We start from the raw sequence: 12,638 nt of genomic DNA on the forward strand, positions 1-12,638 counted from the left end.
TTTCAGAGGGGCTGTTGACGTAGCGTGTGAGTTCCGCTACATTTCTAGCAATCGATGTGAGTCCGGTCTCAATCGTAGGGACTGAGACCGGACTCAGCAAGAGCTTCATCGACCAAATCCTTCGGCGGCCCCTGACAGCACCGCTTTCCCTCCCACGATTGGACAACGCTGTGATCAAACTGAACTTCCGCCCGGCAGCAGTGGCTGCGGCAGCCTTGGCGGCAATCCTGGCCCTCTCGGGCTGCGGCGGTTCCTCCTCCGCCACCTCGAGCCCGGCCGAAAACCCGTACGGACTGATTGAACAGGGCACCATCCGGGTGGCCAGCCTGGGCGATTCGAAGCCGTATACCTTCACCGACGCGCAGGGTAACTTCACCGGCTTCGACGTCGAACTGTTCAAGGACGTGGCCCACCGCGCCGGCGTAGACAAAGTCGTCTTCACCGGCCAGGACTTCTCCGGGCTGCTTTCCGCCGTAGCCAACGGCCAGTTCGACGTTGGCGTGGCCGCCATCGGCATCACGGACAAGCGCAAGGAAACCGTCGACTTCTCCAACGGCTACCTCGCCGGCTACCTGACGGTCATCACCACCAAGGCCTCCGGCATCAAGGACGTGGATGGCCTCAACGGCAAGCGCCTCGGCGTGGTGCAGGGAACGCTGCAGGAAGCCTACGCGGTGAAGAACTTCACCTCCGCCAACCTGGTGCGGTTCCCGGACAACAACACTGCCATCTCCGCCGTCAACAGCGGCTCGGTGGACGCGCACTTCCTCGACTACGAGGCCGCCAAGGCCTACCAGGAGCAGTACGGCCTGGTCAGCGCAGCTGACATCCCCTCCTTCGACGCCCCCGCAGGCTTCGCCATCGCCAAGGACAAGCCCGCCTTCAAGGAAGCGCTGAACAAGGGCCTGGCCGCAGCCATGGAAGACGGCACGTGGAAGAAGCTTTACCAGAAGTGGTTCCCGGGCTCGCCGATGCCGGAGCAGTACCTGCCCAAGGCCGAGCAGACCGCCACCCCTGCCCCGACGGCAAGCAAGTAAGCCGGATCGATTCACCACGATCCATGCCGGGCGGGCTGCACTCCATCACCCGCCCGGCACCCGAACAAAACAACTAACGTCTGAGAGCACTAAATGGACTGGCTCAACATCATCGGCCGTACCTTCTTCGACTTTGAAGCAATGCTCGAGGTGCTGCCCCAACTCCTCGGGGTTGGCCTCCTGAACACGCTGATCATCTCCGTCGCCGCCACCATCCTTGGCGTGGTGCTCGGCATGGTGGTGGCCGTGATGGGCATCTCGCGGTCCCGCTGGCTGCGTATTCCGGCCCGGATCTACACCGACCTCTTCCGCGGCCTGCCGGCCATCCTCACCATCTTGCTGATCGGCCAGGGCTTCGCCCGGTTCAGCCAGTCGGTGTTCGGGCCCTCGCCCTACCCGCTGGGAATCATCGCGCTGAGCCTGATCGCTAGCGCCTACATCGGCGAAATCTTCCGCGCCGGCATCCTCAGCGTGGACAAGGGCCAGGGCGAGGCCTGCCGGGCCCTGGGCATGAGCTATGCCAAGTCCATGGCCCTCGTGGTGGTCCCCCAGGGCGTCCGCCGGGTCCTGCCGGCCCTGGTGAACCAGTTCATCGCCATCGTCAAGGACTCCTCCCTGGTCTACTTCCTGGGCCTGCTGGTCAGCGAACGCGAGCTCTTCCGGGTGGGCCAGGACGCCGCGGTGCTCTCCGGCAACCTCTCGCCCCTGGTCATGGCCGGCATCTTCTACCTGGTGATCACGGTGCCCCTGACCCACCTGGTCAACTACTTCGACAACAGGTTCCGCACCGGCCGCCGGCGGCCCACTCCGCCCACGTCCGGCCTGAAGGAAGTCACCGAACTCGACGCGGCCTCGCCGCTGATCACCGGGAGCAACACATGAACCTCGCAAGCAACACCGCCAGCACCAACAAGACGGACGCGGGAAGCCATACCTTCCACGGCTCCAGCCTGGAGCTTAAGAACCTGACCATGGCCTACGGGGACATTGAGGTCCTCCGGAACGTCAGCCTCTCGGTCGCCCCGGGCACCACCACCTGCATCATCGGGCCCTCGGGCTCGGGCAAGTCCACGCTGCTGCGCGGCGTCAACCGGCTGCATGAGCCCAAGAGCGGGGACGTGCTGCTCGCCGGCGAAAGCGCCCTGCAGGTCAAGCCGGACATCCTGCGCGCCCGCATCGGCATGGTCTTCCAGCACTTCAACCTCTTCCCGGACCACACGGCACTCGAAAACGTGGCACTGGCCCTCTGGAGCGTCAAGGGAATGTCCAAGGCAGAAGCCAGGGAACGCGCCAGCCGCGGCCTGGCCGAAGTAGGCCTGGCCGAGCGCGCCGACCACCGGCCCCGCGACCTCTCCGGCGGCCAGCAGCAGCGCGTGGCCATCGCCCGCGCGCTGGCCATGGAACCGGAAGTGATGCTGTTCGATGAAGCCACCAGCGCCCTGGACCCCGAACTGGTCAAGGGCGTCCTGAACCTGATGGCAGGGCTCGGCCGCCGCGGCATGACCATGCTGGTGGTCACGCACGAGATGGGCTTCGCCCGAAAGGTCGCAGACCAGGTGGTGTTCATGGACGAGGGCGAAGTGGTGGAGGCCGGGACCCCGGCCGAACTCTTCGACAACCCGCGCAGCGAACGCCTGCAGCGCTTCCTCTCCGAGGTGCTGTGATGGCGAACGGTACAGCGGCACCCTTCCGGACCGCCGTCGTCGGCTTCGGAATCTCCGGCAAGGTCTTCCACGCACCGCTGATCGCGGCGGACCCGCACTACTCACTGGACGTGATCGTAACGGCGGACCCTGCCCGGGCCGCCGAGGCGGCCAGGCTCTACCCGCAGGCCCGCATCGTTCCCACGCCGGAGTCGATGTTCGCCCAGGCCGGGGAGCTGGACCTGGTCATCCTGGGCACCCCGCCGCACACGCATTTCGACCTCGCGGCCACCGCCATCGCCCACGGCCTCCACGTGGTGGTGGACAAGCCTTTCGTGCCAACCTCCGCCCAGGGGACGCAGCTGATCGCCCTGGCATCCGAGGCCGGGGTGCAGCTCACCGTGTTCCAAAACCGCCGGTGGGACGCCGACTTCCTGACCCTGCAGAAACTGCTCCGGCAGCAGGCCCTCGGTGAGGTGCGCACCTTCGAATCCCGCTTTGAATGGTGGCGGCCGGAGGGCTTCGGGAACTGGCGCGACACCGTTTCCCTTGCCCAGGGCGGCGGAATCCTGCACGACCTCGGTGCGCACCTGATTGACCAGGCCGTCCAGCTGTTCGGCCCGGTGGAACAGAGCTACGGGGAGACGGCCAACCGGGGGTCCGACCCCGGCGCCGCCGACACGGAAGCGTTCGTCTCCCTGCTGCACGAGTCCGGCGTCCGCACCAGGCTGTGGATGAACGGCATGGCAGCGCAGGTGGGCCCGCGCTTCCACGTCCTCGGCTCGGAATCCGGCTATACCAAGTGGGGTCTGGACGGCCAGGAACCCGCCCTCGCTGCCGGCATGATGCCGTCGGATCAGGCCTACGGCGTTGATCCGCAGGAGTCCTGGGGGCTTCTTGGCGTGGATGGTGCCACCAGTCCCGTTCCTGCGGAGCGGGGCGCCTACCCCGAGTTTTACGTCCAGCTCGCCGCCGCCCTGCGCGGGGAGGGGCCGCTGCCCGTTGACCCTTCTGAACCGCTCGAGGTCCTCAAAATCATCGAAGGCATCCACGCCGTCGTCTAGGGGCGTGGCCTGACCCTCACCGCCTGAACATTCCGGACGCGGCGGAGTCCAAAGCCGCGTCCCCATCAACCATGCCCAAACTCCTCAGAAAGGGAGAACCATGTCCTCCACCGACACCAAGCACGTCGCCATCATCGGCGGCGGCATCCTGGGCGTCTCCACCGCCGTCCACCTGCTCCGCGAAGGAGCCTCCGTCACGCTGCTGACCGAGAAGGGGCTGGCGAGCGAAGCCACCGGCCGTTCGCTCTCCTGGCTCAACTCCGCCGGCGAACGGTCCGCCCCGTACCACCAGCTCCGCCTCGCCGGCGTGGACCGGTACCGCACCCTGTTCGCTGCCGACCCCAGCCGGGAGTGGCTGCAGTTCGGCGGCGGGCTGATGTGGAACGCCGAAGGCCAGCGGGAGGTCACAGAGGCCCGCCATGCCTACGAGAAGTCCATCGGCTACGACTCCAAGCTCCTGGCCCCGAAGGACATTGCCGCCTTCACGCCGGGCATCGATGCGGCCGCTGTTCCGGAAAATGCCATCTTCAACCCGGGTGAGGGCTGGGTCAGCCTGCCGGACCTGGTGGAGTTCCTGATGGAGGAGTTCCACGAGCGCGGTGGCCGGCTGGTGCTGAACGCCGGAAAGTCCTCCGTGGTGGTCGACGGCGGCCGGGCCGTGGGCGTCGAGACGGAAGCGGGAGAGACGTACGACGCCGAGGCGGTACTGGTGGCGTGCGGGGCGGCGACGCCCGCCGTCGTCGCGCCCCTGGGTGTGGACATCCCCAACGGTTCGCCGGTATCCATGCTGGTGCTGACCAAGCCGGTGGAACATGACGTGCGGGCCGCGCTGAACACCCCGCGGGCCGCCGTGCGCCCCAACCCGGGCAGCACCCTTGCCTTGGACCACGACTGGTACGAGGAGCACATCACGGAGCACGCGGACGGTTCGTTCAGCATCCCCGACGATGTGGTGCAGGAACTCGCGGACGAAGCCTCCAAGCTCATTGCCGGCAACCCCGAGCTCAAGCCAGCGAGCTGGAAGATCGGCTACAAGCCCATTCCGGGTGACGGCGAGCCGGTGCTGGGCGAGCTCGGCCAGGTCCCCGGCTGCTTCGTGGCGTTCACCCACTCCGGTGCGACGCTGGGGCTCGTTGTCGGCGAACTCCTCGCCGGTGAGATCCTGACCGGGGCAAGGCACCCCATGCTGTCCACGTTCCGTCCGGCGCGTTTCTCCTGACCCCGGTTCTCCCGGGAGAGGGAAGCGGAAGCCCCGCACCGTCCGCGAAAGACGGTGCGGGGCTTCTTTGGCGAATCCTCCGGGTGTCTGGGGTCCCGGAGTGCTTCCCTAAAGCTACCGGCCGGTAACCAGAAGTCAAGAGGCGGTCACAATCACGAGGCGCCTATCGGATGAACCGTGCCGGTGCCGTACGATACGAGTCACATGCGGTCACTGCTGGGCGCATCTGATGCTGGGGGGCGGATGAAGACAGGCGTGATCCGTAGATCGCTTCAGTCCGGTGGGCGGGCCGGACCTCGGCCCTGGCTGCTGTGGCTCATGTGGGCGTTTCTGGGCCTGTACCTGGCGGGTCTGATGGCGCACGGCGAGGGGTTCAATCCCCTGGTGGACCTCGGGTTGGGCATGCCCGCTTCGTGGGCGCCGGCTGCAGTGGCCTGGCTTGCGGCCTACCGCGCCAAAGAGCGCCGCGCGCTCGCCCTGGTGGCGATGGCGTTGACTGCCTTTGCTGCGGGGAGCACTTTCTACGTCTCCTCGCTGTCGGGGGCCAGTTCGCTGCCCTTCCCGTCGCCGGCGGATGTGGGCTACCTGCTGTTTTATCCGCTGGTCCTTGGTGGCTTGTTCGTCTATCTGCTCCCGCTGCGCCAGCGGCTGGCCTGGTCGGTGCTGCTGGACGCCGTCGTCGGCTCACTCGGTGCCGCCTCCGTCCTGGTTGTCCTGCTCAGCCCGCTGCTGTCGGCCGCCGGCGGATTCCCCTCGTTCGCCACGTCCGTTGCGGTCGCCTACCCTCTCATGGATCTTGTGGTTCTGGCCGTGACCGCGGGCATGGCTGCGGTGCCGGGCCTTGCCACCGGCCGTAGCGGGGTGATCCTGATGCTGGGACTTATGGTGTTCGCTGCGGCCGATGTTGCCTATGCCTTCAGGCTCGAAAACAACACTTACGTCCTGGGAACACCCCTGGATGCAGGATGGACAGCAGGTCTGTGCCTCATTGCAACCTGGGCGGACGGGTTCGCCCGGCAGGAGGAAAAAGCCCAGGGTGCCAGTGAAGGCTCGTGGACGCCGGCCGTTCCGATGGTTGCCACCGCCGCCGGGCTCGGTGTCCTGATCGTGGGCACCGGGGTCCCGGTGCCGGAACTCGCCGTCGGGCTCGCCGCGGCCACCCTGGTGTCAGCGGGCACCAGGACCCAGCTGGCCTTCCGCCAGTTGGTCACCCTCGCCGAGGTGCGCCGGCAGTCCAGGACGGACGAACTGACGGGGCTGCCGAACCGGCGGGCGCTGTATACCGACGCCCCTGCCGTGCTCGAGGCGCGGCAGGGTGCACCGTGCGCCTTCCTCCTGCTGGATGCAGACAGATTCAAGGAAATCAATGACAGCCTTGGCCACGACGTGGGGGACCGGCTGCTGATCCAGGTCAGCGAACGCCTTCGCCGGTGCCTTGGCCCCGATGATCTGATAGCCCGGCTGGGCGGGGACGAATTCGGCATCCTGCTCCTTGATGCCGGCGAGCACGAAGCCCTGCAGCTTGCCGACCGGCTCCGGGCAGCCCTGAGCGAGCCCCTTACCCTGAGGGGCATTGCCCTTCAGGTCGGTGTCAGCATCGGCATCGCCCTGTTCCCGGAGCAGGGGGAGGACCTGAAGACGCTGCTGCGCAAGGCGGACACGGCCATGTACCGGGCCAAAGCCTCGCGCAGCGGCAGGCACGTGTACGCCAGTGAGGACCACAGTCCCGGGGAAGAGCGGCTGAGGATGCTCCAGGAGCTTCGCGCCGCGCTCATCGAGGACCAGCTCGTGCTGCATTACCAGCCCAAGGTGGACGCGCTCACCGGCGAAGCGAAGGGCGTGGAGGCCTTGGTCCGCTGGAACCATCCCCGGCACGGACTGCTGGCCCCCGGTTCGTTCCTCCTGCTGGCAGAGGAGGGCGGGCTCATGAACGCCCTGAATGACCGCGTGCTCACCCTGGCCCTGGATCAGGCAGCCGTCTGGCATTCGCAGGGCAGGCCAATGACCGTGGCTGCAAACCTCTCGGCCAGCTCACTCATTGACGCAGAACTGCCGGACCGGATTGCCGCCATGATCAAGGAGCGTGGCCTCGAGGAGTCGGCGCTGATGGTCGAGATCACCGAGGATTTCATGATGCCGGACCGTGTCCGCGCCAGGGATATCCTGTCCGCGCTGCAGTCCCGAGGCATACGGGTGGCCATTGACGACTTCGGCACGGGCTACAGTTCACTGGCCTACCTCCGGGACCTCCCCATCAACGAGCTGAAGCTTGACCGCTCCTTCATCGTTTCGATGACAGAGGACCCTCGGGCTGCTGCCCTGGTGGCCTCCACGATTAACCTCGCGCACAGCCTCGGCCTGACCGTGGTCGCCGAAGGAGTGGAGGACGGGGGTGCACTGGACCAGCTGGGCAGCTACGGCTGCGACCAGGCGCAGGGGTTCCATATCCTCCGCCCCGTACCTGCAGCCGAGCTGGACGACTGGTTCGCCGTGTCCGCGCTGTAGCCGGCGTGTTGTCAGGCCAGGATTTTCTTGTGGAAGAACACGAGGTAGTCGCCCGTGGCCTCCTCGAACCCGAAATCCCTCCAGTACGCCCGCAGGGCCGATTTAGCCTCGTCATACGCCGGCGAGTCCTCCGGTGGGGATCCTTCCCCGTCGGTCGGCGCGGCGTGGACCACCACCAGGTTTACGGACCGGCCCACCGTTTCAACGATGGCGTTGAGCACGGAGTAGCCTGTCCTGCCGCCGCGGTACTCCGGGAAGATCTCGAGCGAGGAGACGATCATCAGGTCCCCGCCGTCCTGCAGGTACTCCCTGATCAGGTCCGGACGGTCCATGGTGAGCATCTCAACGGCCTTGGCCATCTCCCTGTCGGCCGCGCCGGTGGTGAGGAAGAGTTTGATCATGCCGGCTTTGGGAACAACCTGGACGACGGCGCTCCCCAGTTGCCGCTCCCCGTCGCCGCCGGGGGTGGGACTCGGACAGCTCACCGCCACTTCCCAGCGCAGCGGATAGTCCGAGGGATCATGCTCCAGTCCGGGCGTTCCGCGGTACCGGAGCTTGTACTCAAAGAACAGCGATTCCGGGTCGAACACGGTCATGGCGCCGTCCTTGAGCTCGCAACGTTGCGTATTAGGGAATTTTAGTCCCCTTGGACCATGCGGGAAATGGCATCAGCTCCGAAGGCCGCCCAGCCCGCTGATCAGTGCCTCAAGGCCAAGACTGAAGGCGACGTCGGCCGGCCGTTCGTGCCCCTGCTCGGCCAGGCTCCGGACGGCACCGGTGAAGCTGGGTGTCGCCTCCGCCATGGTTCCGGGATCAAAGATGTCCGCCGGTGCCGTGACGTCGTAGGCCGAGCCGAAGATGAAGGACTCCAGCGCGACGATCGAGGAGACGATCCGCTCCTCGGGAAAACCGGCGTCGCGGAAGCCGGCGCTGACCGTTTCATACATGGCCAGGGTTTGCGGCGCGTCGGTCACGGGCAGAACGGCAATGACCGGAATCAGCGGGGTGTGCTGGGAGAACACGTCGCGGTAGCTCCAGGCCCACGTCCGGACGGCATCCTCCCACGGGCCGGCACCGAACGCCGAGACATCCACGAGGGAGGCGAGATGGTCCTCCAGAAGCAGGAGCACGTCCCGCTTGGATTTCACATGGTTATACAGGGCCGACGGCGCGACGTTCAGTGAGCGCGCCAGCGCCGCCATGGTCAGGCCGTCGTAGCCCTTTTTCTCGATCAGCCGCAGCGCGGCTTCGGTGATGCCGGCCTTGTCCAGCACGCCGCCCACGGGGCGCCCGGCGCGGCGCCGGCTGCCCTGTCCATTTGTTGCTGAGCCAGCTGATGCTGAACCGGCTGTTGCTACGGCTGGTGATGCCGGCATGGCTGACCTTTCTCCGGGTGAACGTCCTTCGCATTATTCCATCAGCCTCTTCCGCTCCCTCGCCAAAGGCTCTATAGTTCTTTATAAATGAATGACATTCATTTAGTGGTTCGCATCACTCGCGGCCACCGAGAAAGGACATCATGCTGAATCTTGACCGCGACGTAGTGATCGTCGGCGCCGGCCCCTCCGGCCTCACCGCCGCACGCGAACTGAAAAGAGCCGGACTGACCGTCGCCGTGCTGGAAGCCCGCGACCGCGTGGGCGGCCGGACGTGGACCGACACCGTGGACGGAGCCATGCTGGAAATCGGCGGCCAGTGGGTATCGCCGGACCAGACCGCCTTGCTGGCCCTGCTGGAGGAGCTCGGCCTGAAAACGTACTCCCGTTACCGTGAAGGCGAGTCCGTCTACGTCGGGGCGGACGGCACCCCGGTCCGCTACACCGGCGACATGTTCCCGGTCAGCGCCACCACGGCTGCCGAGATGGACAAGCTCATCGCACTGCTCGATGAACTGGCGGCCGAGGTCGGCGCCACCGAACCGTGGGCGCACCCCAAGGCGCGGGAGCTGGACACCATCTCCTTCCACCACTGGCTGCGCCAGAACTCCCCGGACGAGGAAGCCTGCAACAACATCGGTCTCTTCATTGCCGGCGGCATGCTCACCAAGCCGGCGCACGCGTTCTCCGCCCTGCAGGCCGTCCTGATGGCCGCCTCCGCGGGCTCCTTCACCCACCTGACGGATGAGGACTTCATCCTGGACAAGCGGGTGATCGGCGGGATGCAGCAGGTCTCGCTGCTGCAGGCAGCGGAACTTGGGGCCGACGTCGTCCTTAACAGCCCGGTGCGCACCATTAACTGGGAGGCCGACGGCGAAAACGGTCATCGCGTCACGGCCGTTTCCGACCGGGCCACGGTGAACGCCCGCTTCGTGATCATGGCGGTGCCGCCCAACCTGTACTCGCGGGTTTCCTTCAACCCGCCGCTGCCGCGCCGCCAGCACCAGATGCACCAGCACCAGTCGCTGGGCCTGGTCATCAAGGTGCACGCCGTCTACAGCACGCCCTTCTGGCGCGAGGACGGGCTCTCCGGCACGGGGTTCGGCGCCGGCTCGCTGGTCCAGGAGGTCTACGACAACACCAACCACGGCGACACCCGCGGAACGCTCGTGGGCTTCATCTCCGACGAAAAGGCCGACGCCGTCTTCGAGCTGAGTGCCGAGGACCGCAAGAAGGCCATCCTGGAGTCGATCGCCGGCTTCCTGGGGGACAAGGCCCTCGAGCCCGAGGTGTACTACGAATCCGACTGGGGCTCCGAGGAATGGACGCGCGGCGCCTACGCTGCGAGCTACGACCTCGGCGGGCTGCACCGCTACGGCAAGGACCAGCACGCAGCCGTCGGCCCCATCTACTGGTGCTCCTCCGACCTCGCCGCCGAAGGCTACCAGCACGTGGACGGGGCGGTCCGCATGGGCCAGTCCACGGCCGCCCGCATCGCCGCAGCTGCCGCGTCCACCGAAGCACAGGCTGCACCTGAACTGAGCGGTGCACCTGAACTGGCGAACGCAACGGCCGCCGTCGGCTAACAGCGCAGCCGCGCACATCCCATTCAACGATGAATGACAAGAGGCAATCCCATGAGTACAAAAGCCGCCGTCACCCCGGACGCGCACAAAAGCCTGAGTGAAAAGGGCCTCAAGGCAGGGTCCGTCGGGCTGGTCGGGGCCGTGGTGATCGGGGTGTCCTGCATCGCGCCGGCGTACACGCTCACCGCGGCCCTCGGCCCCACCGTGTCCGAGGTGGGCGTGCACCTGCCGGCGGTCTTCCTCGTGGGCTTCATCCCCATGCTGCTGGTGGCGCTCGGTTACCGGGAGCTGAACAACGCAATGCCCGACGCCGGGACCTCCTTCACGTGGGCAACGCGCGCCTTTGGCCCGTGGATCGGCTGGATGGGCGGGTGGGGGCTGATCGCCGCCACCATCATCGTGCTGTCCAACCTGGCGGCGGTCGCCGTCGACTTCTTCTACCTGATGCTCGCCCAGTTGCTCGGCAACCCCGGGATCGCTGAGCTGTCAAAGAATTTGCCACTGAACATCGCCACCACCCTGGTGTTCATCGCGGCGGCGTGCTGGATCTCTTACCGCGGCATGGAAACCACCAAGGGCGTCCAGTACGTCCTGGTGGGGTTCCAGCTCCTGGTGCTGGGGTGGTTCGCAGTCTCCGCGTTCGTGCACGTGGCCAACGGGACCGCCTTCGACGCCACGGCCATCTCGCCGGACTGGTTCAACCCCTTCGCCGTGGACTCCTTCTCAGCCTTCGCGGCCGGGGTGTCACTGTCGATCTTCATCTACTGGGGCTGGGACGTGACCCTGACCATGAACGAGGAGACGCGGAATCCGGAGAAGACCCCCGGGCGGGCGGCGACCGTGACCGTCGTCGTTATCGTGGCCATCTACATGACGGCCGCACTGGCCACGCTGTCCTTCGCGGGCGTGGGGGAGGCGGGCCTGGGCGCCGGCAATCCGGACAACCAGTCCAGCATCTTTGCGGTCCTGTCCGGGCCGGTCATGGGGCCGTTCGCCATCCTGATGTCGCTGGCCATCCTGAGCAGCTCGGCGGCGTCGCTGCAGTCCACGTTCGTTTCCCCGGCCCGCACGTTGCTGGCCATGGGTCACTACAAAGCCCTGCCCGGGAAATTCGGCAAGGTCAGCCCCACCTTCAAGTCGCCGAGCTACGCCACGATTGCGGCGGCTGCTGCCGCAGCGGCGTTCTACGTCATCACCCGGACCACGTCGGAGAATGCGCTGTGGGACACCATCACCGCGCTGGGCATGATGATCTGCTTCTACTATGGGATCACGGCGCTCGCGTGTGTCTGGTTCTTCCGGGCCGTGGCGTTCAGCAGCCCCCGGGCGTTCTTCTTCAAGTTCCTGGCTCCGCTGCTGGGCGGCGTGATCCTGCTGGTGATGTTCGTGAAGACGGCGTACGACTCCATGGATCCGGAGTACGGTTCCGGTTCATCCGTGGGCGGCGTGGGCATGGTGTTCATCCTGGGCATGGGCGTCATCCTGCTCGGCGTGGTCACCATGCTGGTAATGGCCCGGGTCCGGCCCGAGTTCTTCAAGGGCAAGGTGCTGGCGCGGGGCCTCTGATCACCGGGTACTGTGACTGGAAACTAAGCACGCTTACCAATAGGGTGGCGGGTAGGGCAATGACCCGGTCCAACTGAACGTACTGAGAACGTACTCGAGCAGAACGAGGTGACAGCATGACGGGCACGGAAAGCATCAGCAAGGTCACGGACATCATCAACCATTCCCACATCGGAATGTTCACCACCCTCAACGAAGAAGGCGCCCTGGTCAGCCGGCCGCTGGCCGTCCAGGACGTGAAGGACGACGGCGACATGTGGTTTTTCACTGGCGAGGGAACCTCCCAGGTGGCCCACGTCGCCGCCGACGCCAGGGTCAACGTGTCCTTCGGCAAGGGCACCGAGTGGGTCTCCGTGGCAGGGACCGCCGAAGTGGTGCGCGACCGTGCCAAGATCCGCGAACTGTGGAACCAGTCCGTCGAGGCCTGGTTCCCGGACGGCCCGGACACGCCCGAGGTGGTCCTGCTGCGCCTGGACTCCGACTCCGCTGAGTACTGGACCAGCCCTGGCGGCACCGCGGCGACTGTCCTGCAGTGGGTCAAGTCGAAGGTCACCCACAGCCGCGTGAGCGTCGGCGAGAGCGGCACTGTGGAGCTGTAACTTCGCTACCAAGCGCAACGCGGGGTCACTTAGCGCCCATTCG

At 66.3% G+C, this 12,638-nt stretch carries 11 protein-coding genes; 9 read left to right on the forward strand and 2 right to left on the reverse strand.

Annotated features, from left to right (window positions below; translation table 11 throughout):
* Window positions 1–170: 170 nt before the first annotated feature.
* The 6 genes from ACTHQX_RS19670 to ACTHQX_RS19695 all read left to right on the forward strand — a co-directional run bounded on the left by ACTHQX_RS19670 (window position 171) and on the right by ACTHQX_RS19695 (window position 7,468).
* Window positions 171–1,037 carry an ABC transporter substrate-binding protein gene (locus ACTHQX_RS19670; protein ID WP_440158870.1) on the forward strand — a complete coding sequence of 289 codons (867 nt, stop codon included), beginning with the start codon at window positions 171–173 and terminating at the stop codon, window positions 1,035–1,037.
* Between the two features lie 93 nt (window positions 1,038–1,130).
* Complete coding sequence (locus ACTHQX_RS19675) at window positions 1,131–1,919, forward strand: amino acid ABC transporter permease (protein ID WP_111904624.1); 789 nt, start codon at window positions 1,131–1,133, stop codon at window positions 1,917–1,919.
* Window positions 1,916–2,701, forward strand: coding sequence for an amino acid ABC transporter ATP-binding protein (locus tag ACTHQX_RS19680; RefSeq protein WP_440158869.1), 786 nt, complete (start codon window positions 1,916–1,918; stop codon window positions 2,699–2,701). Before ACTHQX_RS19675 ends, ACTHQX_RS19680 begins: the two co-directional genes overlap by 4 nt.
* A complete protein-coding gene (locus ACTHQX_RS19685) occupies window positions 2,701–3,744 on the forward strand; it encodes a Gfo/Idh/MocA family protein (RefSeq protein ID WP_440158868.1) in 1,044 nt (347 codons plus the stop codon). Before ACTHQX_RS19680 ends, ACTHQX_RS19685 begins: the two co-directional genes overlap by 1 nt.
* 100 nt (window positions 3,745–3,844) lie before the next feature.
* On the forward strand, window positions 3,845–4,963 hold the full coding sequence (locus ACTHQX_RS19690; RefSeq protein ID WP_440158867.1) for an NAD(P)/FAD-dependent oxidoreductase: 1,119 nt from the start codon (window positions 3,845–3,847) through the stop codon (window positions 4,961–4,963).
* A 318-nt stretch (window positions 4,964–5,281) separates the two neighbouring features.
* On the forward strand, window positions 5,282–7,468 hold the full coding sequence (locus ACTHQX_RS19695) for a putative bifunctional diguanylate cyclase/phosphodiesterase (protein ID WP_440158866.1): 2,187 nt from the start codon (window positions 5,282–5,284) through the stop codon (window positions 7,466–7,468).
* A gap of 11 nt (window positions 7,469–7,479) precedes the next feature.
* Here the strand turns inward: ACTHQX_RS19695 and ACTHQX_RS19700 are convergent, their stop codons facing one another.
* On the reverse strand, window positions 7,480–8,064 hold the full coding sequence (locus ACTHQX_RS19700) for a hypothetical protein (RefSeq protein WP_440158865.1): 585 nt from the start codon (window positions 8,062–8,064) through the stop codon (window positions 7,480–7,482).
* A 72-nt stretch (window positions 8,065–8,136) separates the two neighbouring features.
* Window positions 8,137–8,844, reverse strand: coding sequence for a TetR/AcrR family transcriptional regulator (locus ACTHQX_RS19705; protein WP_440158864.1), 708 nt, complete (start codon window positions 8,842–8,844; stop codon window positions 8,137–8,139).
* Between the two features lie 143 nt (window positions 8,845–8,987).
* Between ACTHQX_RS19705 and ACTHQX_RS19710 the strand changes: the two genes are divergently transcribed.
* From ACTHQX_RS19710 to ACTHQX_RS19720, 3 genes are all read left to right on the forward strand, one after another.
* A complete protein-coding gene (locus ACTHQX_RS19710) occupies window positions 8,988–10,430 on the forward strand; it encodes a flavin monoamine oxidase family protein (RefSeq protein ID WP_440158863.1) in 1,443 nt (480 codons plus the stop codon).
* Window positions 10,431–10,481: 51 nt separating this feature from the next.
* Window positions 10,482–11,996: an APC family permease gene (locus ACTHQX_RS19715; protein ID WP_440158862.1), complete on the forward strand. Its 1,515-nt coding sequence runs from the start codon at window positions 10,482–10,484 to the stop codon at window positions 11,994–11,996.
* A gap of 116 nt (window positions 11,997–12,112) precedes the next feature.
* On the forward strand, window positions 12,113–12,595 hold the full coding sequence (locus ACTHQX_RS19720; protein ID WP_440158861.1) for a pyridoxamine 5'-phosphate oxidase family protein: 483 nt from the start codon (window positions 12,113–12,115) through the stop codon (window positions 12,593–12,595).
* Window positions 12,596–12,638 lie beyond the last annotated feature (43 nt).

Source organism: Arthrobacter sp. SAFR-023 (assembly GCF_051965295.1).
GTDB lineage: Bacteria > Actinomycetota > Actinomycetes > Actinomycetales > Micrococcaceae > Arthrobacter.

What these genes read in the sequence shown, in the direction of transcription:
- ACTHQX_RS19690 (WP_440158867.1), top strand. Translation starts at nt 3,845, where the DNA reads ATGTCCTCCACCGACACCAAGCACGTCGCCATCATCGGCGGCGGCATC.
- ACTHQX_RS19680 (WP_440158869.1), top strand. Translation starts at nt 1,916, where the DNA reads ATGAACCTCGCAAGCAACACCGCCAGCACCAACAAGACGGACGCGGGA.
- ACTHQX_RS19715 (WP_440158862.1), top strand. Translation starts at nt 10,482, where the DNA reads ATGAGTACAAAAGCCGCCGTCACCCCGGACGCGCACAAAAGCCTGAGT.
- ACTHQX_RS19700 (WP_440158865.1), bottom strand. Translation starts at nt 8,064, where the DNA reads ATGACCGTGTTCGACCCGGAATCGCTGTTCTTTGAGTACAAGCTCCGG.
- ACTHQX_RS19675 (WP_111904624.1), top strand. Translation starts at nt 1,131, where the DNA reads ATGGACTGGCTCAACATCATCGGCCGTACCTTCTTCGACTTTGAAGCA.
- ACTHQX_RS19720 (WP_440158861.1), top strand. Translation starts at nt 12,113, where the DNA reads ATGACGGGCACGGAAAGCATCAGCAAGGTCACGGACATCATCAACCAT.
- ACTHQX_RS19685 (WP_440158868.1), top strand. Translation starts at nt 2,701, where the DNA reads ATGGCGAACGGTACAGCGGCACCCTTCCGGACCGCCGTCGTCGGCTTC.
- ACTHQX_RS19710 (WP_440158863.1), top strand. Translation starts at nt 8,988, where the DNA reads ATGCTGAATCTTGACCGCGACGTAGTGATCGTCGGCGCCGGCCCCTCC.
- ACTHQX_RS19705 (WP_440158864.1), bottom strand. Translation starts at nt 8,844, where the DNA reads ATGCCGGCATCACCAGCCGTAGCAACAGCCGGTTCAGCATCAGCTGGC.
- ACTHQX_RS19695 (WP_440158866.1), top strand. Translation starts at nt 5,282, where the DNA reads ATGTGGGCGTTTCTGGGCCTGTACCTGGCGGGTCTGATGGCGCACGGC.